Here is a 22,906-nt window from a genome sequence, read left to right on the forward strand (position 1 = left end):
ACCCACCGAGTCCCCATCGTGACCCTGGGTTCCTGGCCGGTTCCCGGGGCGGTCGAGTAGCGTTCCCGATGCCATGTCTAGTCTGATCCCCGCCGTGATCGTGCCGGCGTTCATTCCCAGTCCCAGCCAGGGTGTCTGGCATGTCCTCGGCCTGCCGATCCGCGCGTACGCGCTCTGCATCCTGGCCGGGATCTTCGCCGGCTACTGGCTGACCCGTCGGCGGTGGGTCGCCCGCGGCGGATCGCCGACGGTGCTGTCCGACGTCATGTTCTGGGCGATCCCGTTCGGTCTGGTCGGCGCGCGGATCTACCACGTCATCACCGACGCCGAGCTGTACTTCGGCGAGGGCCGGCACCCGATCGACGCGCTGAAGATCTGGCACGGCGGTCTCGGCATCTGGGGCGCGGTCGGCTTCGGCGCCCTCGGCGCCTACCTGGCCTGCCGCCGCGCCAAGGTGCCGTTCGCGGCCTTCGCCGACGCGATCGCGCCCGGGATCGCGCTCGCCCAGGTCTTCGGCCGGTTCGGCAACTACTTCAACCAGGAACTCTTCGGCAAGCCGACCACCCGGCCCTGGGGCCTCGAGATCGACCCGGCGCACCGCCCCGAAGGCTTCGCCGACTTCGCCACCTTCCACCCGACGTTCCTCTACGAAGCCGTCTGGAACCTCGGCGTGATGGCGCTGATCATCCTCGTCGGCCGCCGGGTCACCCTCGGCCATGGCCGCGCGTTCTTCCTCTACGTCGCCGCCTACTGCGCCGGCCGCGCCTGGATCGAGAACATGCGCATCGACACGGTGAACCACTTCCTCGGCCTGCGCCTGAACGTCTGGACGGCGATCATCCTCTTCGTTCTCGCCGTGGCTGCCTTCATCGTCAGCTACCGCACCCGCCCGGGTGAACAGGACATCTCCACCGGCCCGGCCGCCGGGCAGCCGTCCGAGGACGAGGCCACCGAACCGAAGCCGGAGGACGCCGGTACGGCGATTGCCGACGAACCCGCCAAGGCTGAAGAAGCTGTCGTGGTCGAGAACGCCGACCCGGCAAGCGACCTGCCCGCACCCAGTGGCGAACGCACGAGCGCCGAGACGACTCCCGCCGTACCGAGTGACGGGGCTCGTGACTGACGGAGCGCAGGTATCGGCGGAGCATCACGGAGATCACAAACACCGGGATGTGAACGGCGGCTGGCTGCGGCCGGCGGTGTTCGGCGCGATGGACGGCCTGGTGTCGAACTTCGCGCTGATCGCCGGGATGGACGGCGGTACCGAGTCCGGCTCGAAGTTCATCGTGCTCGCCGGGCTCGCGGGTCTGGCCGCGGGTGCGTTCTCGATGGCGGCGGGGGAGTACACCTCGGTCGCCTCGCAGCGTGAGCTCGCCCGCGCGGAGATCGAGGTCGAGCGCCAGGAGATCGCCCGGCACCCGATCGACGAGGAGATCGAGCTCGCCGAGACGTACCGGGCCAAGGGACTCGACCCCGATCTGGCCGAGAAGGTCGCGAAGCAGTTCCACGCCAACCCCGAGCAGGCGCTCGACGAACACGTCCGCGAAGAGCTCGGCATCGACCCGAACGACCTCCCGAACCCGTTGCTCGCGGCCGGATCGTCGTTCGTCTGCTTCGCGGTCGGAGCGTTCATCCCGCTGCTGCCGTATCTCCTCGGTGCGACCACCGTCGTACCGGCGTTGATCATGAGCCTGACCGCCCTCTTCGCCGCCGGCGCGGTCGTCTCCCGCGTCACCAGCCGCTCCTGGTGGTACTCGGGCCTCCGCCAGCTGATCCTCGGCGGCGCGGCCGCCGCGCTCACGTACTTCGTCGGTTCCCTCGTCGGCCCAGGCATCGGCTAGCGTCGGCGCGTGTTCCCCGCGAAGATCGACGAGCTGCCTGCCGACTACCTGAAGAGCGTCGGCGAGATCTTCGCCGTCTTCGACACGCAGGACTCCGGCAACATCTCGTACGGCGTCTCGGTCGACGGCCGGCGGTACTTCGTCAAAACCGCCGGCGACCCTGAGAAGACCCCGGCGCCCGCCCGGCAGGAGGCGATTCGCCGCGCCGGCCGGTTGGCGGCGGAGGTCGAGCACGACGTCCTCCCGGCGTACCACGGGCTGATCGAGACACCGTGGGGACCGGCGCTCGTCTTCGACTGGCGCGAGGGCGAGCACCTCCGCACTCAGCTCGCACGCTTCCAGGCCCTGTCCGCGGACGAGATCACCGAGGCGCTGAACCAGCTCTACGACCTCCACGACGTCCTGAGCTCCGCAGGCTGGGTCGAAGGCGACTTCTACGACGGTTCGCTGCTCTACGACTTCGCCACCTGGCAGCTGACCGTCGTGGACCTCGACGACTACCGACCCGGTGCCTACCGCAACGACATGGGCCGCATGTTCGGCTCCAGCCGCTTCATGGCCCCCGAACAGTTCGAGCTCGGCGCCGACATCGACGACCGCACCACGGCGTACGTGATGGCCCGCGCCGGCCTGGTCCTCCTCGCCGACGGTGCCCTCGACCGCCCCGCCTTCCGCGGCACGGACGCCCAGTACGCCGTACTCCACGAAGCCGTAACCACCCGCTACCCCAGCTACCAAGCCTTCTACAGCGCCTGGCTCGAAGCCTCCTCGATGTAGTCCGCGAGCGCCTCGAGCCGCTCCAGGTGATCACCGCGCTCGGGCTGTCCGAGCGCCCATGCAGCCCGAGAAGCAGCCGTCAGCACCGCAGTCAGCACCGCCCCACGCCGTACGACGGAGTCGACCGCCAGCAAGCTCTCCGCCTGATCCGGCAGCGCGACCACCAGATACCCAAGGTCGAACCCGGCCGGGCCGAGCCCGAACTGTTCCCAGTCGAGTGCGACAACATTCTCCCCGTCCCAGCCGAGCAGATTGCCCGGATGAGCATCGCCGTGCGTCGGCACCCGCGGCAGCTCGTCGAGCGCCGCCAACACCGCCGCCCGCCGCACCCACAACTCTTGCAACGTCTCCCGCAGCGACGCGGACACGTGCCCCCACAGCACCTTCCACCCACCCCGCGCCTCGACGGTTGCCATCCGGTCTCGCAGCACATCGCGCGCACCCCACGCCGGTTCCTCCACCCCCGCCCGCGCAAAGCGCCCCAGCGCCTCCGCCAGCCGAGCAGCGTCCACCGGCACCGGCTCGACATACTCCGACACCATCGTGATCCCGTCCGCACCCCGCCGTACGTCGAGATAGCGCGGCGACCGCAGCCCCGGTGTCTGCGCGACGATGCCGGACTCAGCAACGAGGGCCTGCCGCTCCCAGTACGCGTGATGCCGCACATCCGTCACGCCGGGGACAAGGCGCTTCATCACGTGTCCCTCGGCTGTCACCCACACCCCGCCGTTGGACTGACCTGTGCCGGATTCGAGTCGTCTCACCCCCAGATTTAACCCGACGGTGTCACCATGGGTAGAGAAGGAGTGAGCGCTTGCTTACGTGCTGTGACTGTGAAGTGTGAACGGCGTGCTGACGGTGGAATGTCTGTCCACCTGTCGGGCGTCATGAGGTAGTCTCGGGACACCCGGCTTGGGCCAATGTTGTCCCGCGGCCAGTTGTTGACCGTAGGACGACGGGAGCCCCTGAATGTTTGGTCGCGCCCCCAAAGCAATCCAGCACAGGCCGAGTGAGGGTCTGTACGACGGACGTCACGAACATGACGCCTGTGGTGTTGCTTTTGTAGCCACCCTCACCGGTGAACCCAGCCATGACATCGTGGCGAAGGCTTTGACCGCCCTGCGCAACCTCGAGCATCGTGGTGCCTCCGGCGCGGAGCCGGATTCCGGCGACGGCGCCGGCATCCTGATCCAGGTGCCGGACGCGTACTACCGCAAGGTGTGCGACTTCGAGCTGCCGGTACCGCGCAGCTATGCGACCGGGATCGCGTTCCTCCCGGCCGACCCGGACGACGCCGCGAAGGCGATCGCGCGGATCGAGGAGCTCGCCGCCGAGGAGAAGCTGACCGTTCTGGGCTGGCGCGACGTGCCGACCACGCCGGAGCTGCTCGGCAGTACGGCGCGTTCGGTGATGCCGACGTTCAAGCAGCTGTTCGTGGCCGCGAGCGCGGGTCGCGTGCTGGGCCTGGCGCTGGAGCGGATGGCGTTCCGGCTGCGGAAGCGGGCCGAGAAGGAGACCGAGACCTACTTCCCGTCGCTGTCCGGCCGGACCATCACCTACAAGGGGATGCTCACCACCGACCAGCTGGACAAGTTCTTCCCCGAGCTGACCGACCCCGACCTCGCCTCGGCGATCGGCGTCGTGCACAGCCGGTTCTCCACCAACACGTTCCCGTCCTGGCCGCTCGCGCACCCGTACCGGTACATCGCCCACAACGGTGAGATCAACACCGTCCAGGGCAACCGGAACTGGATGCGCGCCCGCGAGGCGCTGCTCTCCAGCGACCTGATCCCCGGTGACCTCGAGCAGCTCTACCCGATCTGTACGCCGGGCGCATCGGACTCCGCGTCGTTCGACGAGGTGCTCGAACTCCTGCACCTGGGCGGTCGTTCACTGCCGCACGCGATGCTGATGATGATCCCGGAGGCGTGGGAGAACGCCACCACGATGGATCCGAAGCGGCGGGCGTTCTACGAGTTCCACTCGACCATGATGGAGCCCTGGGACGGACCGGCGTCGGTCGTCTTCTCCGACGGCACCAAGGTCGGCGCGGTTCTCGACCGCAACGGTCTGCGGCCCTCGCGGTACTGGGTGACCGAGGACGGCCTGGTCGTCCTGGCCTCCGAGGCCGGTGTCCTGGACATCGACCCCGCGACGGTGACCGAGAAGGGCCGGCTCGAGCCGGGCCGGATCTTCCTCGTCGACGTCGAGGCGCACCGGATCGTCACCGACGCCGAGGTGAAGAACGCGCTCGCAGGAGAGGCGCCGTACGACGAATGGTTGCACGGCGGCCTGATCCGGTTCGAGGATCTGCACGAGCGTGAGCACGTCGTGCACAGCCACGCGTCGGTGACGCGTCGCCAGCAGGTCTTCGGCTACACCGAGGAAGAGCTGCGGCTGATCCTCACGCCGATGGCCAAGGCCGGCACCGAGCCGATCGGCTCGATGGGCACCGACACGCCGATGGCGATGCTCAGCGACCGGTCCCGGCCGCTGTTCGACTACTTCGCGCAGTTGTTCGCCCAGGTCACCAACCCGCCGCTGGACGCGATCCGCGAGGAGCTCGTCACCTCGCTGTCGTCGAGCCTCGGCCCGGAGTCGAACCTGCTGGACCCGAGCCCGGCGTCCTGCCGGCAGGTGGTGATCCCGTTCCCGGTGATCACCAACGACGAGCTCGCCAAGCTCCGCCACATCAACCTCGACGGCGACATGCCCGGCCTGGCCACCACGGTCCTGCGCGGTGTGTACGACGTCGAAGGCGGCGGCGAAGCCCTCAAGGCACGGCTCGACGAGATCTGCGCCGAGGCCGACGCCGCGATCGAGGACGGCGCGCGCATCGTCGTACTGTCCGACCGGCACTCGAACGCCGACAGCGCACCGATCCCGTCGCTGCTGCTGACCGCTGCCGTGCACCACCACCTGGTCCGCGAGAAGACCCGCACCCAGGTCGGGCTGGTCGTCGAGGCCGGTGACGTCCGCGAGGTCCACCACGTCGCGCTCCTGATGGGGTACGGCGCAGCCGCGATCAACCCGTACCTCGCCCTGGAGTCGGTCGAGGACCTGTGCCGTCGCGGCACCTACCTGCCGGGCATCGAGCCCGAGCAGGCCGTCCGCAACGTCGTGAAGTCGCTCGGCAAGGGCGTCCTCAAGGTGATGTCGAAGATGGGCGTCTCGACGGTCGCGTCGTACACGGGTGCGCAGATCTTCGAGGCCAACGGCCTGTCGCCGGAGCTGGTCGACAAGTACTTCACCGGTACGTCGTCCAAGCTCGGCGGGATCGGCCTGGACACCATCGCCGAGGAGGTTCGCCAGCGGCACCTGAAGGCCTACCCGGCCGACGGCATCCTGAGCGCGCACCGCAAGCTCGAGATCGGCGGCGAGTACCAGTGGCGGCGTGAGGGTGAGCCGCACCTGTTCGACCCTGAGACCGTGTTCCGGCTGCAGCACAGCACCCGCAGCGGGCGGTACGACATCTTCAAGCAGTACACGGCGCGCGTCGACGAGCAGTCCGAGCGGCTGATGACGCTGCGCGGTCTGTTCGGCTTCAAGAGCGACCGGCAGCCGATCTCGATCGACGAGGTCGAGCCGGTCAGCGCGATCGTCAAGCGGTTCTCCACCGGTGCGATGAGCTACGGCTCGATCAGCGCCGAGGCGCACACCACGCTCGCGATCGCGATGAACCAGCTCGGCGCCAAGTCGAACACCGGTGAGGGCGGCGAGGACTCCGAGCGTCTGCACGACCCGGCCCGCCGGAGCTCGATCAAGCAGGTCGCGTCGGGGCGCTTCGGCGTCACGGCGGAGTACCTGACGAACTCCGACGACATCCAGATCAAGATGGCGCAGGGCGCCAAGCCCGGTGAGGGTGGTCAGCTCCCCGGGAACAAGGTCTACCCGTGGGTGGCGAGCACCCGGCACTCGACGCCCGGCGTCGGCCTGATCTCGCCGCCGCCGCACCACGACATCTACTCGATCGAGGATCTGGCTCAGCTGATCCACGACCTCAAGAACGCCAACCCGAAGGCCCGCATCCACGTGAAGCTGGTCTCCGAGGTCGGCGTCGGCACCATCGCGGCCGGCGTCTCGAAGGCGCACGCGGACGTCGTACTGATCTCTGGTCACGACGGTGGTACCGGTGCGGCGCCGCTGACCTCGCTCAAGCACGCCGGTGGTCCGTGGGAGCTCGGCCTGGCCGAGACGCAGCAGACGCTGCTGCTCAACGGGCTGCGCGACCGGATCGTCGTACAGACCGATGGTCAGCTGAAGACCGGCCGGGACGTGGTCATCGCGGCCCTGCTGGGCGCGGAGGAGTACGGGTTCGCCAGCGCTCCGCTGGTGGTCTCGGGCTGCATCATGATGCGCGTCTGCCACCTCGACACCTGCCCGGTCGGCGTCGCCACCCAGAACCCGGTCCTGCGTGAGCGGTACTCCGGGAAGCCGGAGTTCGTGGTGAACTTCTTCGAGTTCATCGCCGAAGAGGTCCGCGAATACCTTGCGGAGCTGGGCTTCCGGACCCTGGATGAGGCGATCGGCCACGCCGAGGTGCTGGACATCAAGCGCGCGGTCGACCACTGGAAGGCCGACGGTCTCGACCTGACGCCGATCCTGCACGTGCCGGCGCTGCCGGAAGGCGCTTCGCGGCACCAGGTGATCGAGCAGGACCACGGCCTCGACAAGGCCCTGGACAACGAGCTGATCCGGATCTGCCAACCGGCCATCGAGAACGGCGAACCGGTCCGGGCCCAGCTCGCGATCCGCAACGTCAACCGCACCGTCGGCACGATGCTCGGTCACGAGATCACCAAGAAGTACCGGGCCGCCGGGCTGCCCGATGGCACGATCGACCTGACCTTCACCGGCTCGGCGGGGAACTCGTTCGCCGCCTTCGTCCCGAAGGGTGTGACGCTGCGCCTCGAGGGCGACGCGAACGACTACGTCGGCAAGGGACTGTCCGGTGGCCGCGTGGTCATCCGGCCGGACCGGCGGGCGCGGTTCGACGCGGCCGACCAGATCATCGCCGGCAACGTCATCGCGTACGGCGCGACCTCCGGTGAACTGTTCATCAGTGGTGGCGCCGGGCAACGGTTCTGTGTCCGGAACTCGGGCGCCACCGCGGTCGTGGAGGCAGTCGGCGACCACGCCTGCGAGTACATGACCGGCGGGCGCGTCGTCGTACTGGGCGCCGTCGGACGGAACTTCGCAGCGGGCATGTCGGGCGGCGTGGCCCACGTGCTCGACCTGGACCGCGCCCTGGTGAACCCGGAGCTGGTCGACCTGCTCCCGCTCACCGAGGCCGAGTCCGACCTGTTGCAGGACCTGGTCCGGCGTCACCACGAGGAGACCGGTTCGGAGCGGGCGGCGAAGCTGCTCGGCGACTGGACCTCAGCGGCCGCCAGGTTCACCACGGTGATGCCCCGCGACTACGCCCGCGTCCTGGCAGCCAAGGCGGCTGCCGAGCGCGACGGGCTGGACGAGGACGCCACCACGCGAGCGATGATGGAGGCCATCTGATGGCTGACCCGAAGGGTTTTCTCACCACCGGCCGGGAGGTCGCCGAGCGGCGGCCGGTCGCGGAGCGGCTGCAGGACTGGAAAGAGGTCTACCCCGGTGGACCGGGCAAGGCGCTGCTGCCGATCATCACCAAGCAGGCCGGCCGCTGCATGGACTGCGGGATCCCGTTCTGCCACAGCGGCTGCCCGCTGGGCAACCTGATCCCGGAGTGGAACGACCTGGTCTGGCGCGACGACTGGTCGTCGGCGATCGAGCGCCTGCACGCGACCAACAACTTCCCGGAGTTCACCGGGCGGCTGTGCCCGGCGCCGTGCGAGACCTCGTGCGTGCTCGGCATCAACCAGGACCCGGTCACGATCAAGAACGTCGAGGTCGCGATCATCGACAAGGCCTGGGAGACCGGCCACGTCAACCCGCAGCCGCCGGAATGGCTGACCGGTAAGACGATCGCGGTCGTCGGTTCCGGCCCGGCCGGCCTGTCGGTGGCTCAGCAGCTGACCCGCGCCGGCCACACGGTCGCCGTCTACGAACGCGCCGAGGCGCCCGGCGGTCTGCTCCGCTTCGGTATTCCCGAGTTCAAGATGGAGAAGGTCCAGGTCGACCGCCGGATCCAGCAGATGAAGGAGGAGGGGACCGTCTTCCGCTCCGGCGTCAACGTCGGCGTGGACGTCACCGGGACCCAGCTCAAGCAGCGGTACGACGCCGTCGTGATCGCGACCGGGGCCACCGCGGCCCGGGATCTGCCGGTGCCCGGGCGGGAGTTCGGCGGGATCCACCAGGCGATGGAGTACCTGCCGCAGGCCAACCGGGTCGCGCTCGGCCAGACCGTCGAGGACCAGATCGTTGCCACCGGCAAGGACGTCGTGATCATCGGCGGCGGTGACACCGGCGCCGACTGCCTCGGTACCGCACACCGCCAGGGCGCCCGCTCGGTGACCCAGCTGGAGATCATGCCGCGACCCGGTGACGATCGCCCCGCCGGCCAGCCGTGGCCGACGTACCCGATGATCTACCGGGTCGCCTCGGCGCACGAGGAGGGCGGCGAGCGCGTGTACGCCGTCTCCACGGTGAACTTCGAAGCCGATGCCGACGGCAACGTGTCGGGGCTGAACCTGGTCGAGGTGAAGTTCGAGGGCGGCAAGTTCAACCCGGTCGAGGGCTCGGAGCGGACCATCCCGGCGCAGCTCGTGCTGCTCGCGATGGGCTTCCTCGGTCCGGAGCGCGAGGGCTTCCTCGAGCAGCTCGGTGTCGAGCTCGACGAGCGTGGCAACGTGAAACGCGACAAGAACTACCACACGTCGGTCGAAGGCGTCTTCGCCTGCGGCGACGCCGGCCGCGGCCAGTCGCTGATCGTCTGGGCCATCGCCGAAGGCCGTTCCTGCGCCAACGGCGTCGACGCCCACCTCACCGGGTCCTCCACCCTCCCCACCCCCATCCCACCCACCGCCCGCCCCCTCGCCGTCTGACGCCGTACCAGCGCTCGCGCTCTGACAACACCAGCGGATATCCCCCCGTGTCACCCGTTCTCCCCCCTCACACGAGGAGGAGAACGGGCAACACCAGCGGATATCCGTCCTGGTGCTTGTCACGGGCACTCACCCGGCCGGAGAAGGATGCACGGGAACGGATATCCCTTCGGGGTGCCCGTTCTCGCCCCTTCACCGTGGGGGAGAAGGGGCGACGGTGGGGGTTATCCGTGCGGGTTGTCGGGTACGGCGCGGAGGTTGGTTGATGGGATGGGGTGTGCCGATAGGTTGGTGGTGTGGTTAGGCGGTTGGTGACTAGGCAGCGGGTCCGGGCGGTGGCGCCTTGGGCCGCGTTGGTCGTGCTGTGGGCGCTGACGACGATGGTGGTCGGGGCGCTCGGGTTCTCGAACGACTCCGAGCGGGTCACGATCGGGGCGCACGCGGCAACGATCTCGCCGACGTTCGACGGGCATGCGACAGTCGACCTCGGGGCGGTGCTGCCACGGTTGCGGATCGCAACCGATACGCCGGGTGGCGTCGGCGTGAACGTCGACGTCCAGGAGACCGACGCCGAGAACCTCACCGAACTGCTCAACCGCGATGCGCTGATCGCGTCGCAACCCGACGGTGAGATCGCCCGGATCCAGCAGGTCATCCAGGAGATGGCCGTCGACAACCTCGTCGCCGGAGCCGGTTCGGGGTTGCTCGTGGTCGTCGTGGTGGCGACCTTGTGGACCTCACTCGGCAAGGTCCGGCGTCGCGAGCTGTGGGATCTCGTCCACAGCCACGAGCGGCGGTTCGAGCACCGCATGATCGTCGTACTGGTGGCGATGCTGATCACGATCGCTTCGATCTTCGGACCCGCCCAGATCCGTACGGCGGAGGTCCCGCCGACCGAATGGCGGCCGCTGACCGAGCTGCTGCCGCAGCTGTCGCTCGATCCGCGGCTGAAGCGGGTCGAGGTTGCCTCCGGGTTCTCCACCACCGGCGGCATCGGCGTGATCAAGACGGCGGTCCAGACGTACGAGCGTTCCACGGAGTTCTACGGGCGGTTGCGGGAGCAGGTTCCGCGGGTCGGCGGCCGGATCCATCAGGCGACCGAGAACGAGACGGTCGCGCTGCTGGTCTCGGACCGGCACGACAACATCGGGATGGACCCGGTCGCGGCCGAGGTCGCCAAGGTGGCCGGCGCGAAGGTGCTGATCGACGCCGGCGACGACTCGTCCTCCGGGCAGTCGTGGGAGGTGTTCAGCATCCACTCGCTGCGGCAGCACTTCAAGGACCTCAAGGTGGTCGCGGTGGCCGGGAACCACGACGCCGGCGGGCACATCGAGGACGCGATGCGGAAGAACGGCTTCACCGTGCTCGACAGCAAGCCGGTCGAGGTCGAGGGAATCCGCTTTCTGGGCGACAGCGACCCGACCAGGACCGGGCTCGGCAGCGCGGACAGCCCCGGCGACGAGACGATCGCCGACCAGTCCAAGCGGCTCGCCGACGTCGCCTGCGGGCAGCCCGAGGACAAGCGGATCTCGACGATGGTCGTCCACGACCCGTCGTCGTTCGCCGAGACGGCCACCCGGGGCTGCGCGACGCTGCTGCTGTCCGGCCATCTGCACCGGCAGGTCGGTCCGGAGACCAAGGTCGTCGAGGAGCGCCCGGTCACGACGTACACGAACGGCACGACCGGGGGAGCGGCGTACGCGTTCGCGCTCGGCTACACGTTGCGGCGGCCGGGTGAGATGACGCTGGTCACCTACACCGATGGAAAGCCGATCGGCCTTCAGACGGTAACCGCCGGTCTGTCCGGCGAGATCACCGTCGGGCCCTACACCCCCTTGCCTTCCTGACGTTTCAGGGTTCGCGGCCGGTCGTCACGAGGTGTTAACCCGCCAGTAACGGGGGTGGACCAGCGGCGCAGTGGTCTTGTAGGAGTAGGGTTTTGTGACGTGCGTCGCGCAAAGATCGTTTGTACGCTCGGCCCGGCTACGGCCGCCCCCGAGCGCATCCTGGAACTCGTCCAAGCCGGTATGGACGTGGCTCGTCTCAACCTGAGCCACGGTGCCCATGCCGAGCACGAGCGGATCTATCAGCGGATCCGCACCGCCGCCGCGGAGACCGGCAAGAACGTCGGCATCCTGGTCGACCTGCAGGGTCCGAAGATCCGGCTGGCCGAGTTCGCCGAGGGGAAGGTCACCCTGACCTACGGCGAGCGCTTCACGATCACCACCCGGGAGGTGCCCGGCGACGTCACCATCTGCGGAACGACGTACGACGGCCTGCCGGGTGACGTGAAGCCCGGCGACCAGCTGCTGATCGACGACGGCCGGATCGCCCTGGTCGCCGAGGAGGTGACCGAGACCGACGTGGTCTGCCGGGTCACCGTCGGCGGGCCGGTGTCGAACCACAAGGGCATCAACCTGCCCGGCGTCGCGGTGAGCGTGCCGGCGATGTCGGAGAAGGATGCCGAGGACCTGCGCTGGGCCTTGCACCTGCCGGCCGACATGATCGCGCTGTCGTTCGTCCGGGACGCGGCCGACATCCAGCTGGTGCACAAGATCATGGACGAGGAGGGCCTGCGGGTCCCCGTCATCGCCAAGATCGAGAAGCCGCAGGCGGTCGCCAACCTCGACGAGATCATCGAGGCCTTCGACGGTTTCATGGTCGCCCGCGGTGACCTCGGCGTCGAGCTCCCGCTCGAAGAGGTCCCGCTGGTCCAGAAGCTGATCATCGACCAGGCCCGGCTGAACGCGAAGCCGGTGATCGTCGCCACCCAGATGCTGGAGTCGATGATCTCCGCCCCGCGCCCGACCCGGGCCGAGGCCTCCGACGTCGCCAACGCCGTCCTCGACGGCGCCGACGCGGTGATGCTGTCCGGCGAGACCAGCGTCGGCCGGTTCCCGATCGAGACCGTCAACACGATGGCCCGGATCGTCGAGTCGACCGAGGAGCACGGCCTGTCGCGGGTCAAGGAAATCGAGTGGGAGCCGCGCACCAAGGGCGGCGTCATCGCCCGCGCCGCGGCCGACGTCGCGGAACGCCTCGACGCCAAGCTCCTGGTCGCCTTCACCCAGTCCGGTGACACAGCGCTCCGCCTGGCCCGCTACCGCACCGAGATCCCCGTCCTGGCGTTCACCCCCGTCCCGTCGGTCAGCTCCTGGCTGTCGGTCGTCTGGGGCATCGAGACCCACATCGTCCCCACCGTCGACCACACCGACGAGATGGTCCGCCAGGTAGACCAGCGCCTGCTGGAGCTCGGCACCGTCAAGAAGGGCGACCTGGTCGTCATCGTCGCCGGCTCCCCGCCCTCGATCCCCGGCTCCACCAACGCCCTCCGCGTCCACCGCATCGGCGACGCCATCGAAGGCATCGCCCCGGCGTACCGCACGTCGTAGGACGAACGAGGTCCGGGCCGGCGATCGATCGCCGGCCCGGCAGTTCGTGCGGGTCGATGAGCGGAATGAACAGCCGAACAGCTACAGTTCTTCTGCACCCTTTGCCGGGTTGGTGGAATGGCAGACACGACGGACTCAAAATCCGTTGCTCGCAAGGGCGTGTGGGTTCGAATCCCACACCCGGCACAATTTTGTCCGTAGGCTTCGCGATCATGTGGCATGGGGCACATCAGGTCGCAGGAGACGGTTGATTCGGCGTTGCGGATGTCGGACGCCGGCGTTCCTGATCGGGTGAACGCCGAGATCCACGGCGTGGCCGTCAAAACGATCCGGCGGTGGCGGCGGGTCTACCAGCGCCTCGGCCTTCCGCGCGGGACCGGCTTCCAGCCGACGCCGTGTCCGCGGTGTGACGGCGCTGAACTGGACGAGGCGGCGTACGCGTTGCTGCTGGGCTGGTACCTCGGTGACGGGCACCTGGCGCGCGCCCGGCGCGGCGTGTTCACGCTGCAGATCGCGAACGACGCGAAGTACGTCGACCTCAACCGGGAGATCGCCGAGACGATCGTACGAGTGAAGCCGACGGCGAGCCCGTGCCCACGGAAGGGGCCGGGCATGATTCGGACCGAGGCGCGATGGAAGCACTGGCCCTGCCTGTTTCCGCAGCACGGCGTGGGGCGCAAGCATGAGCGGACGATCGCGTTGGCGGACTGGCAGGCCGCGATTGTTGCCAAGTACCCCGAACAGTTGCTGCGAGGGTTGTTCCACTCGGACGGCTGCCGCTTCGTCAACTGGGCAGGCAAGGCCGACGGGCGACGGTACGAGTACGTGCGGTACATGTTCTCCAACGAGTCGGCGGACATCCGGAAGATCCTGACGGACACGTTGGACCGGTTGGGGATTCTCTGGCGGCAGCCGCGGCGGAACGTCGTCGCCGTGAGCCGGCGAGAGGGCGTGGAGAGGCTCGACACGTTTGTGGGGCCGAAGTCTTGAGAGGCGGATCGATACAGTGGGGCCTGTGACTGCTAAGCGTGTGGTGATCGCTGAGGACGAGGCGCTGATCCGGATGGATCTGGCCGAGATGCTGGCCGAGGAGGGGTACGACGTCGTCGGGCAGGCGGGCGACGGGGAAGAGGCCATTCGGCTGGCGACCGAGCTTCGGCCGGATCTGGTGATCCTGGATGTGAAGATGCCGAAGCTGGACGGGCTGAGCGCGGCGGAGAAGATCGCGGGGGAGCGGATCGCGCCGGTGCTGATGCTGACGGCGTTCTCGCAGCGGGAGCTGGTGGAGCGGGCGCGGGACGCGGGGGCGATGGCGTACCTGGTGAAGCCGTTCTCCAAGACGGACCTGTTGCCGGCGATCGAGATCGCGGCGTCGCGGTACGTCGAGCTGGCGGAGCTGGAGCGTGAGGTCGCGGATCTGGCGGAGCGGCTGGAGACGCGCAAGCTGGTGGACCGGGCGAAGTCCGTGCTGCAGACGAAGTTCGGGCTGTCGGAGCCGGACTCGTTCCGGTGGATCCAGAAGACCGCGATGGACAAGCGGGTGTCGATGCGGCAGGTGGCGGAGCTGGTGGTCGACGAGGCCGGCGGCAACTGAACCGGCTGGTTGCCGACGGCATCCATCCGCGCACGGGTACGGATTGTCACCCGAAGGTGATGACTCGTGAAGATTTGTCACGGACCGTACCGGAGTGCCCGATTCCGAACCCGTGATTTCTCACGCAACCGGACGACGTACTGACGCTGCGTCATCAACCAGCCGCTCGGACAGTTCTCAGAATGCAAGATGGTCCTTACAGCTGTAACGACCTCACAACACAGGCAGTGCGCTGTTCGCTTGGGAGCATCAGGCGGTCTAACCTGCGGATGCTCGCGGCAAACGCGGGAGTCCGGGGATCGGCCGGACTATCCAGACATGGGAGGAACAGTGCACCAGCGTTCCGTAGTAAGGGTCGGCGCGTCGCTGATCGTTGCGTCGTTGGCCCTGACTGCCTGCGGTTCCCGCAGCGGTGGCGACAACGCCGGGGGGAGTGGCGGCAGCACCAAGACCGCCAAGATCGGCATCATCGCGCCGTTGTCGGGTGATCTGTCGGCGCTGGGCCTCGGTATCCAGCACTCCGTCGAGCTGGCCATCAAGCAGGCCAACGACAGCAACGCGATCCCGGGCTGGAAGCTCGAGGCCGTGGCGAAGGACGACGAGGGCAAGACCGAGCCGGGCAAGAACGCGGCCACCGCGCTGGCCGGCGACAAGGACGTCATCGGCGTCGTCGGCACGCTGAACACCAGCGTCGCCCAGCAGGTGCAGCCGGTGCTCGACCCGAAGCACATCGTGCAGGTCTCGCCGGCCAACACCGGCCCCGGCCTGACCCAGGGTGCGGACTGGCAGACGGCCCCGAAGCGCCCGTACACGAACTACTTCCGTACCTGCACCACGGACGCGGTCCAGGGCCCGTTCGCGGCCCGGTACCTGTACGAGACGGCGAAGATCACCAAGGTCGCCACGATCCACGACAAGAAGGCGTACGGCCAGGGTCTGGTCGGCACCTTCACCGACGAGTTCAAGCGGCTCGGCGGCCAGGTCGTCACGGCGCAGACGGTGAACCCGGACGACGTCAACTACAGCGCGGTCGTCTCGGCGATCAAGCCGTTCGGCCCGCAGGCCGTGTACTACGGCGGTGAGTACCCGCAGGCCGGTCCGCTCTCGCAGCAGATGAAGGCCGCCGGCCTGAACGTCCCGCTGATGGGCGGCGACGGCATCAAGGACCCGAAGTACATCACGCTGGCCGGTAAGGACAGCACCAACGACCTCTCGACCTCGGTGGGTGCCCCGACGGACTCCACCGACGCCGGCAAGAAGTTCCTCGCCGACTACAAGACCGAGGGTTACAAGGAGGACTCCGCCGCGTACGGCGGTTACTCCTACGACGCGGCCAACGCGATCATCAACGCCCTGAAGACGTCGCTGAAGGACGCCAAGGACGTGGAATCGGCCCGTCAGGCCACCGTCGACGCGCTCGGCAAGGTCTCCTTCGACGGCGTGACCGGCAAGGTCGCGTTCGACCAGTACGGCGACAGCACCTCCAAGGTGCTGACCGTCTACAAGGTCGACGCGGGTGCCTGGGCCACCGTGGAGACCAAGGCGTTCGAGACCAAGTAAGCAAGGTCGACCTCATGTGCTCGGGGGTGGGAGTGATCCTCCCGCCCCCGAGGCATGTCGGAACAGAGGTAGTTGGGAGGTCGACGTGGACCAGTTCTTCCAGCAGCTCGTCAACGGGCTGACGCTGGGATCGCTGTACGCCCTGATCGCCGTCGGGTACACCGTCGTCTACGGCATCGTGCAGCTCATCAACTTCGCCCATGGCGAGGTGTTCATGATCGGTGCGTTCGGCGCACTGACCACTTATCTGTTGTTCTTCGAGGGCCAGACGTCGGTCTGGATCCTGCCGGTGATGATCATCGGAGCCATCGTCGCGTCGGTCAGCACCGCGGTGCTGATGGAGCGTGTCGCGTACCGTCCCCTGCGGAACGCGCCACGACTCGCGCCGCTGATCACCGCGATCGGCATCTCGGTGTTCCTCCAGGAGTTCATCCGGCTGATGTACGACCAGCCGTGGTGGACCGTCATCGTCTTCGCCGGTGGCGCGCTCGCGCTCGGGTACTTCCTGGGCAGCCGGCCGGGCCGGCCGAACCTCGACCACCCGGTGACCAAGTGGTACGACCGGGCCCCGCTGCTCGGTGCGGCCGGTGGCGCCGTACTGCTGTGGATCGTGGCTCGTCTGGTCGTGCGTGAGCTGGGCGTCATGACGGTCGGTGTGATCGTCGTCGGTGCCGCGGTCGGCACGGGTGCCGGTCTGCTGGCGGCGTCGGCGGCCAAGAAGAAGGCCCGCGTCACGTTCAGCCTGCAGACGATCGCGACGGCCGCGGCCGGTGCCGCGGTGGCGGCCGAGATCGGCTGGGTGCTGTGGCGGACGCTGATCACCCACGTCGAGTGGCCCAGCGCCAAGCTGAGCATCCCGTTCCCGCAGCTCGACGTGGTCTCCGGCAAGGCGATCGACGTCGGCGGCGTGACCATCCAGCGGTCGGCGATCTTCACGATCGCGGCGCTCGCGATCTGCGCCGTACTGCTGTGGTTCTTCATCAACCGGACCCGGATCGGCCGCGGTATGCAGGCCGTTTCGCAGGACCCGGACACGGCCCGCCTGATGGGTATCAACGTCGACCGGATCATCGTGGTCGCGTTCGCTCTCGGTGCGGTGCTCGCTGCGATCGCAGGTGTATCGCAGGGGCTGCAGAACAGCCAGATCCAGTACCGGATGGGCTTCCTGGCCGGTCTGAAGGCGTTCACCGCCGCCGTCCTGGGTGGTATCGGCAACATCTACGGTGCGGTCGTCGGTGGTCTCGTCCTCGGTGTGGTCGAGGCGATGGCGACGCAGTACATCCCGGGCCAGTTCGGTGGTAGCACCTGGAAGGACGTCTGGGCGTTCGTGATCCTGATTCTGGTTCTGGTGTTCAGGCCGCAGGGCCTGCTGGGCGCGAGGGTGGTGGACCGCGCATGACCGACGTACAGACGGCAACTCCGGCAGCGCCGGAGGTTGTGGGGCCCCAGAAGGCCAAGCCGATCGCCTGGCCGCTCGGCCTGGCCGGCGCGGTGCTGGTGATCGCCGGAGCGTTCCTGTCCTGGAGCTACGACGGCTCGATCCTGAACGACCTGTCGATCAACTTCTACCCCGGCGGCCTGCAGATCCTGGCGATCATCGTCGCCGTGCTCGCGCTGGTGCTGCTGCTGGCCGAGAAGGGCCCGCTGGCCCGGCTCGGCGCCTGGCTGGACGTGACGGCCGGCCTGCGGTCGCTCGGTACCGGCCTGTCGCTGTTCATGATCCTGGTCCTGGCCGCGATCAGCGTCGAGTCCGACGGTCTGATCAACGTCAACCCCGGCGGGTACGTCGCTCTGGTCGGTGCGCTGCTGATCGCCGTGTCGGGGTGGCTGCTGCCGCTGCGGCAACTGCGTGACCTGAGCAAGGCGAAGGCTCCGGCCTGGGCCGAGATCCTGGCGATCGCGCTGCTGATGGCGGCGCTGCTGTTCGTGGCGGCGTACGCGCTCGGCCTGGACGACGCCTGGCTGTTCATCCTGTGCCTGGTGTTCATCGCGACGATCACGTTCGGGCTGTTCCGGACCGGCGCGATGTCGTGGGTCGGGCATGTCGGCCAGCGCCACAAGAAGGTGCTCACGCTGGCCTCGTTCGCGGTCGCGTTCCTGTTCCCGTTCACGCAGAACGGGTCGGACGCGAACATGTCGATCGCGACCTCGGTGCTGGTCTTCGCGGCCACCGCGATGGGCCTGAACATCGTGGTCGGCCTGGCCGGCCTGCTCGACCTCGGGTACATCGCGTTCCTGGGTTCGGGTGCGTACGTCGCGGCGACGCTGTCGCAGTCGGCGTTCGCGACGATCGGCTGGAAGCCGCCGTTCCTGGTGGTCGTGCTGGTCGGCGCCTGTGTGGCCGCCCTGCTCGGCCTGGTGATCGGTTCGCCGACGCTGCGGGTCTCGGGTGACTACCTGGCCATCGTGACGCTGGGCTTCGGTGAGATCTTCCGGTTCGCGATGTTCAACCTGGACGGCAACAACGGCCCGAACCTGACCAACGGCCCGAACGGCGTCCCCGGCATCCCGGACCTGGAGCTGTTCGGCTTCGACTTCGGGGCGACGCACGCGCCGCTCGGGATCGAGCTCGGCCGGTTCTCGAACTACTACTTCCTGCTGCTGGTCCTCACCGGTGGCGTCATCCTGGTCTTCTCCCGGCTGAACAACAGCCGGATCGGACGCGGCTGGGTGGCGATCCGGGAGGACGAGAAGGCCGCCGAGGCGATGGGCGTGAACGTCTTCGGCCTGAAGCTGCTGGCGTTCGCGGTCGGTGCGTTCCTGGCCGGTCTGGCCGGCACCATCAAGGCCCACCAGGACGGCGCGGTCAGCCCGGACCAGTACATCTTCCTGGAGTCGGCGTTCCTGCTCGCCGCGATCGTGCTCGGCGGTATGGGCACCATCGCCGGTGTGTTGCTGGGAGCAACGATCCTGAAGCTGCTGCCGGAGAAGCTGCGGTTCTTCTCGGAGTACCGGCTGCTGCTGTTCGGCATCACGCTGGTGCTGATGATGCGCTTCCGGCCCGAGGGGCTGGTGGCGAGCAAGCGGCGGCAGCTCGAGTTCCACGAAGAGGACGAGCAACTGGCCGAGTCGGTCGAGAACCAGCTCGTCGAGGAGGCGAAATGACCGTCACGGACACGGTGCACACAGGCGGTATGCCGGTGCTCGAGGCGACCGGTGTGACGATGCGGTTCGGCGGTCTGCTGGCGGTCAACGACGTCAACCTGACCGTCCGGCAGGGCGAGATCGTCGGCCTGATCGGGCCGAACGGCGCCGGCAAGACGACGTTCTTCAACTGCCTGACCGGCCTGTACAAGCCGACCAGCGGCCAGGTGCGGTTCGCGCCGTCACCGCGGCAGAAGGGGTCGGGGGCGCCGAGCCGCAAGGTCGCGATCAACGGCCAGGTGACGACGCTGACCGAGCTCGACGAGCCGGAGCCGACGCTCGGGAACGCCGTACTCACCCCGCCGGTGGCCAGCGCGCTCGCGTCGCTGCCGCCGAAGCCGCGGGCGGTCGTCCGGGCCGGCATGGCGCGGACGTTCCAGAACATCCGGCTGTTCGCGAACATGACGGCGCTGGAGAACGTGATGGTGGGCCGGTACTGCCGGACCTCCGCGGGCGCGCTCACCTCGGTGCTGCGCGGACCGAAGTTCCGGCGCGAGGAAGCGGCCACCCGGGCCCGGGCCCAGGAGTTGCTCGAGTTCGTCGGCCTCGGCCGCTCGACCGAGCACCTGGCCCGGAACATGCCGTACGGCGACCAGCGCCGGCTCGAGATCGCGCGGGCACTGGCCACCGACCCGAAGCTCATCCTGCTGGACGAGCCGACGGCGGGCATGAACCCGCAGGAGACCAAGCAGGCGATGGACCTGATCTTCAAGATCCGGGACTCGGGCCTGGCGGTCGTGGTGATCGAGCACGACATGCGGTTCATCTTCAACCTCTGCGACCGGGTGCTCTGCCTGGTCCGCGGTGAGGCCCTGATCGAGGGCACCCCGGCCGAGGTGCAGTCCGACCCGCGCGTCATCGAGGCCTACATCGGCTCCGGTGAGGACGACGAGGACGACGAGGACGACCGCCCGCAGGACGTCACCTCAGAGGAGGCGAAGTCATGACCGATTCCACTGCGGACAAGCCGCTCGAGGCGATGCTCGAGGTCCGGGACCTGGAAGTTGCCTACGGCAAGATCGTGGCCGTGAAGAAGATCAGCTTCAGCGTGCAGCAGGGGCAGGTGGTGTCGCTGATCGGCACCAACGGCGCCGGCAAGACCACCACGCTGCGGACGATCTCCGGGCTGCTGCGGCCGACCCACGGCGAGATCTGGTTCCAGGGCGAGCGGATCGACAACGTCGCGGCGCACGACATCGTGACCCGCGGCCTGGCGCACTCACCGGAAGGCCGCCGGATCTTCCCGCGGCTGACCGTCGAGGAGAACCTGCTGCTCGGCGCGTTCGCGCGCCGGGACGCGGCCGGGATCCGCACCGACCTGGACTCGGCGTACGACCTGTTCCCGATCCTGGGGGAGCGGCGCAAGCAGCCGGCCGGCACGTTCTCCGGCGGTGAGCAGCAGATGCTGGCGATGGGCCGGGCGATGATGAGCCGGCCGAAGCTGATGATGCTCGACGAGCCGTCGATGGGTCTGTCGCCGATCATGATGAAGCGGATCATGTCGACGGTGACCGAGCTGCAGAAGCAGGGCACCACGATCCTGCTGGTGGAGCAGAACGCCCAGGCCGCCCTGAAGCGGGCGGACTACGGCTACGTGCTGGAGGTCGGGCAGATCAAACTGTCGGGCACCGGACGCGAGCTCCTGGTCAACGACGATGTACGTAAGGCGTACCTCGGCGAGGACTGAATCGCTGCGCCCTCCTCGTTCAGCTGCGGATCACTACCAGCAGCTGAACGAGGAGGGGCGCGACGATCAACGCGGGCAGCATGTCCGCGACAGCGATCTGCTTGATCTTCAGCAATCGCAGGGCGACACCGATCAGCATCACGCCACCGGTGGCCCCGAGCGCGGTCACGTGCGCCTCGGGCAGCACATCACCCAGTACGGCGCCGACCGCGGTCATCAGCCCCTGCACGACCAGTACGACGAGCGCCGACGCCATCACGCCCCAGCCCAAGGACGCGGCGAACGCGATCGAGGCGAACCCGTCCAGCACGGCCTTGAGGAACAGCTGGTCGGCGCCCCGGCCGAGGCCGTCGGACAACGCGCCGAGGAACGTCAGCGGGCCGACGCAGAAGACCATCGACGCGGTCACGAAGCCTTCCACGAAGGTGCTCTCGCCGTCGCTGCGGCGGAACCGATGCTGTAGCCAGGCTCCGAATCCCTCCAGCCGCTGCTCGATCCGAAGCAGTGATCCGGTGATGCCGCCGATCAGCATCGCGCCGAGCACGATGAGCACCGGTGCGCTGCTGCCGACCGCGTCACTGAGTGCCTTGGCGCCCACGGTCAGTGCCGAGCTGATCGCGATCAGCAGGGTGACCAGGCCGAGCGCGTCGGTGACCAGATCACGGGTCCGGTGACTGAGCCGGTGGCCGACGAGCACACCGAGTGTTGAACCGATCAGAACCGTTGCAACGTTGACAACTGTGCCGATTCCGACGAACAAGGCAGCTCTCCGCTCAGTGACCAGGGCGCAGCTTTGCAAGTGACCCTGGAGGGCCTACTGTTGCGCGAGGACGAGCGTATCGGGCCCGTCCCGTTCACCTCGGGGGTGGACCGAACCAGGAGGTCGCCGTGGCTGCTGCCATTGCGGTGCGGGACGCCCAGCGAGGTGATGCAGCCGCTCTGGTCGCGCTGTGGCGCGAGATGACCACGGCCGGTGCCGGTCATCATCCCTCCCGGTTGCCGGGAATCCCGACGGTGGCCGCGGTGGAGGTTGCCGTCGGCAAGCATCTGGCCGACCCGTGGGGCCGGCTGGTGGTCGGCGAGCTCGACGGCCAGGTGCACGCGATGGCGTACCTGCGCCGGGCGGCGGTCAGTCCGCTGCACGACGACACCACGCTCACGGTGGAGTATCTGCACGTCAGCGACGCCGCGCGCCGGCACGGCCTCGGCAAGGCGATGATCACCGAGGCGGTCGCCTGGGCCGAGCACGAGGGCTGCCCGCACCTGGCCGTGGTCGCGCCCTCGATCGCCCGCGAGGCGAACCGGTTCCTGGCCCGCCTCGGTCTGGGGCAGGCCGGCGTACTGCGCTTCGCGAACACGCACACGGTGGCCCGCCGGCTCGCCGCCGAGCACGCGCCGAACCTGCTGGCGCTGCTCTCGTCGCGACGCTCGGTGCTCGCCCGCCGGGCCCAGCTGGCCCGGCCGGTCAGCTCCCCGCCGGAGCCTGAATCAGCTGGCACGTGATCCGCGCCGTGCAGACCCGCTTGTCCCGGTCGTCGGTGATGACGATCTCGTACGACGTCGTGGTCCGGCCGAGGTAGATCGGCGTCGCGACCCCGGTGACGGTGCCCTCGCGGACGGCCCGGTGGTGGGTCGCGTTGATGTCGACACCGACCGCGACCTTCCCGTACGCCGCGGCGTGCAACGCGGAACCGATCGAGCCGAGGCTCTCGGCGAGCACGCAGGACGCGCCGCCGTGCAGCAGCCCGTACGGCTGGGTGTTGCCCTTCACCGGCATGGTCGCGACCACCCGCTCGGGTGCTGCTTCGCTGACAACGATGCCCATGAGTTGCAGCAGGGTGCCCTCGACGTCCATGCCTGGCAGGAGCGCGCTGTTATCTGTCACATCAGGAGCCTAGCCGCCGGGTCGGAAACTGTCCCAGGGAACCACTAGAGTC

Annotated in this window: 18 protein-coding genes and 1 tRNA gene; 16 read left to right on the plus strand and 3 right to left on the minus strand. The window is 68.4% G+C overall.

Features of this window, described 5'->3' with window-relative positions:
• Window positions 1–73: 73 nt before the first annotated feature.
• From lgt to ABZS29_RS30075, 3 genes are read left to right on the plus strand one after another with little or no spacing between them, the layout of a single operon-like run.
• Window positions 74–1,123, plus strand: a complete 1,050-nt coding sequence (lgt, locus tag ABZS29_RS30065; protein ID WP_355466908.1) for a prolipoprotein diacylglyceryl transferase — start codon at window positions 74–76, stop codon at window positions 1,121–1,123.
• On the plus strand, window positions 1,116–1,841 hold the full coding sequence (locus tag ABZS29_RS30070; RefSeq protein ID WP_355466910.1) for a VIT1/CCC1 transporter family protein: 726 nt from the start codon (window positions 1,116–1,118) through the stop codon (window positions 1,839–1,841). Before lgt ends, ABZS29_RS30070 begins: the two co-directional genes overlap by 8 nt.
• A 9-nt stretch (window positions 1,842–1,850) precedes the next feature.
• Window positions 1,851–2,618 carry a hypothetical protein gene (locus tag ABZS29_RS30075; RefSeq protein WP_355466912.1) on the plus strand — a complete coding sequence of 256 codons (768 nt, stop codon included), beginning with the start codon at window positions 1,851–1,853 and terminating at the stop codon, window positions 2,616–2,618.
• Here ABZS29_RS30075 and ABZS29_RS30080 read toward each other — a convergent pair.
• Window positions 2,585–3,382 (minus strand): aminoglycoside phosphotransferase family protein, encoded by a 798-nt coding sequence (locus tag ABZS29_RS30080; RefSeq protein ID WP_355466913.1) that lies wholly within the window; start codon window positions 3,380–3,382, stop codon window positions 2,585–2,587. The genes ABZS29_RS30075 and ABZS29_RS30080 overlap by 34 nt on opposite strands.
• A 205-nt stretch (window positions 3,383–3,587) precedes the next feature.
• Between ABZS29_RS30080 and gltB the strand changes: the two genes are divergently transcribed.
• From gltB to ABZS29_RS30140, 12 genes are all read left to right on the plus strand, one after another.
• Window positions 3,588–8,126, plus strand: coding sequence for a glutamate synthase large subunit (gltB, locus tag ABZS29_RS30085; RefSeq protein WP_355466915.1), 4,539 nt, complete (start codon window positions 3,588–3,590; stop codon window positions 8,124–8,126).
• Window positions 8,126–9,592: a glutamate synthase subunit beta gene (locus ABZS29_RS30090; protein WP_355466917.1), complete on the plus strand. Its 1,467-nt coding sequence runs from the start codon at window positions 8,126–8,128 to the stop codon at window positions 9,590–9,592. Before gltB ends, ABZS29_RS30090 begins: the two co-directional genes overlap by 1 nt.
• Before the next feature lie 311 nt (window positions 9,593–9,903).
• Window positions 9,904–11,439: a metallophosphoesterase gene (locus ABZS29_RS30095; RefSeq protein WP_355466918.1), complete on the plus strand. Its 1,536-nt coding sequence runs from the start codon at window positions 9,904–9,906 to the stop codon at window positions 11,437–11,439.
• A 99-nt stretch (window positions 11,440–11,538) separates the two neighbouring features.
• On the plus strand, window positions 11,539–12,984 hold the full coding sequence (gene pyk, locus ABZS29_RS30100) for a pyruvate kinase (protein WP_355466920.1): 1,446 nt from the start codon (window positions 11,539–11,541) through the stop codon (window positions 12,982–12,984).
• 103 nt (window positions 12,985–13,087) lie between these two features.
• A tRNA-Leu gene (locus ABZS29_RS30105) sits at window positions 13,088–13,170 on the plus strand.
• 33 nt (window positions 13,171–13,203) lie between these two features.
• Window positions 13,204–13,974 (plus strand): transcriptional regulator, encoded by a 771-nt coding sequence (locus ABZS29_RS30110; protein ID WP_355466922.1) that lies wholly within the window; start codon window positions 13,204–13,206, stop codon window positions 13,972–13,974.
• Between the two features lie 25 nt (window positions 13,975–13,999).
• Window positions 14,000–14,578, plus strand: a complete 579-nt coding sequence (locus tag ABZS29_RS30115) for a response regulator (protein WP_355466924.1) — start codon at window positions 14,000–14,002, stop codon at window positions 14,576–14,578.
• A gap of 318 nt (window positions 14,579–14,896) precedes the next feature.
• A complete protein-coding gene (locus tag ABZS29_RS30120; RefSeq protein WP_355466926.1) occupies window positions 14,897–16,138 on the plus strand; it encodes a branched-chain amino acid ABC transporter substrate-binding protein in 1,242 nt (413 codons plus the stop codon).
• Between the two features lie 85 nt (window positions 16,139–16,223).
• Window positions 16,224–17,537 (plus strand): branched-chain amino acid ABC transporter permease, encoded by a 1,314-nt coding sequence (locus tag ABZS29_RS30125; RefSeq protein ID WP_355466928.1) that lies wholly within the window; start codon window positions 16,224–16,226, stop codon window positions 17,535–17,537.
• On the plus strand, window positions 17,534–19,243 hold the full coding sequence (locus tag ABZS29_RS30130; protein WP_355466929.1) for a branched-chain amino acid ABC transporter permease: 1,710 nt from the start codon (window positions 17,534–17,536) through the stop codon (window positions 19,241–19,243). Before ABZS29_RS30125 ends, ABZS29_RS30130 begins: the two co-directional genes overlap by 4 nt.
• Complete coding sequence (locus ABZS29_RS30135; RefSeq protein WP_355466931.1) at window positions 19,240–20,229, plus strand: ABC transporter ATP-binding protein; 990 nt, start codon at window positions 19,240–19,242, stop codon at window positions 20,227–20,229. Before ABZS29_RS30130 ends, ABZS29_RS30135 begins: the two co-directional genes overlap by 4 nt.
• A gap of 32 nt (window positions 20,230–20,261) precedes the next feature.
• The gene (locus ABZS29_RS30140; protein ID WP_355467518.1) at window positions 20,262–20,969 is read left to right on the plus strand and encodes an ABC transporter ATP-binding protein; all 708 of its coding nucleotides are present in this window, start codon (window positions 20,262–20,264) and stop codon (window positions 20,967–20,969) included.
• A gap of 19 nt (window positions 20,970–20,988) precedes the next feature.
• Here ABZS29_RS30140 and ABZS29_RS30145 read toward each other — a convergent pair whose 3' ends face one another.
• Window positions 20,989–21,729: a DUF554 domain-containing protein gene (locus ABZS29_RS30145; RefSeq protein ID WP_355466933.1), complete on the minus strand. Its 741-nt coding sequence runs from the start codon at window positions 21,727–21,729 to the stop codon at window positions 20,989–20,991.
• Window positions 21,730–21,857: 128 nt separating this feature from the next.
• Here ABZS29_RS30145 and ABZS29_RS30150 point away from each other — a divergent pair, with 128 nt between their 5' ends.
• Window positions 21,858–22,472 (plus strand): GNAT family N-acetyltransferase, encoded by a 615-nt coding sequence (locus ABZS29_RS30150; protein ID WP_355466935.1) that lies wholly within the window; start codon window positions 21,858–21,860, stop codon window positions 22,470–22,472.
• On the opposite strand, the gene ABZS29_RS30155 is transcribed toward ABZS29_RS30150, so the two are convergent.
• On the minus strand, window positions 22,435–22,854 hold the full coding sequence (locus tag ABZS29_RS30155; protein WP_355466937.1) for a hotdog fold thioesterase: 420 nt from the start codon (window positions 22,852–22,854) through the stop codon (window positions 22,435–22,437). The two genes, ABZS29_RS30150 and ABZS29_RS30155, sit on opposite strands and share 38 nt — an antisense overlap.
• Window positions 22,855–22,906: the final 52 nt, after the last annotated feature.

The sequence above is a fragment of the Kribbella sp. NPDC005582 genome (genome assembly GCF_040605415.1).
GTDB lineage: Bacteria > Actinomycetota > Actinomycetes > Propionibacteriales > Kribbellaceae > Kribbella.

What these genes read in the sequence shown, in the direction of transcription:
- lgt (WP_355466908.1), top strand. Translation starts at nt 74, where the DNA reads ATGTCTAGTCTGATCCCCGCCGTGATCGTGCCGGCGTTCATTCCCAGT.
- gltB (WP_355466915.1), top strand. Translation starts at nt 3,588, where the DNA reads ATGTTTGGTCGCGCCCCCAAAGCAATCCAGCACAGGCCGAGTGAGGGT.
- ABZS29_RS30090 (WP_355466917.1), top strand. Translation starts at nt 8,126, where the DNA reads ATGGCTGACCCGAAGGGTTTTCTCACCACCGGCCGGGAGGTCGCCGAG.
- ABZS29_RS30110 (WP_355466922.1), top strand. Translation starts at nt 13,204, where the DNA reads ATGGGGCACATCAGGTCGCAGGAGACGGTTGATTCGGCGTTGCGGATG.
- ABZS29_RS30120 (WP_355466926.1), top strand. Translation starts at nt 14,897, where the DNA reads ATGGGAGGAACAGTGCACCAGCGTTCCGTAGTAAGGGTCGGCGCGTCG.
- ABZS29_RS30130 (WP_355466929.1), top strand. Translation starts at nt 17,534, where the DNA reads ATGACCGACGTACAGACGGCAACTCCGGCAGCGCCGGAGGTTGTGGGG.
- ABZS29_RS30135 (WP_355466931.1), top strand. Translation starts at nt 19,240, where the DNA reads ATGACCGTCACGGACACGGTGCACACAGGCGGTATGCCGGTGCTCGAG.
- ABZS29_RS30140 (WP_355467518.1), top strand. Translation starts at nt 20,262, where the DNA reads ATGCTCGAGGTCCGGGACCTGGAAGTTGCCTACGGCAAGATCGTGGCC.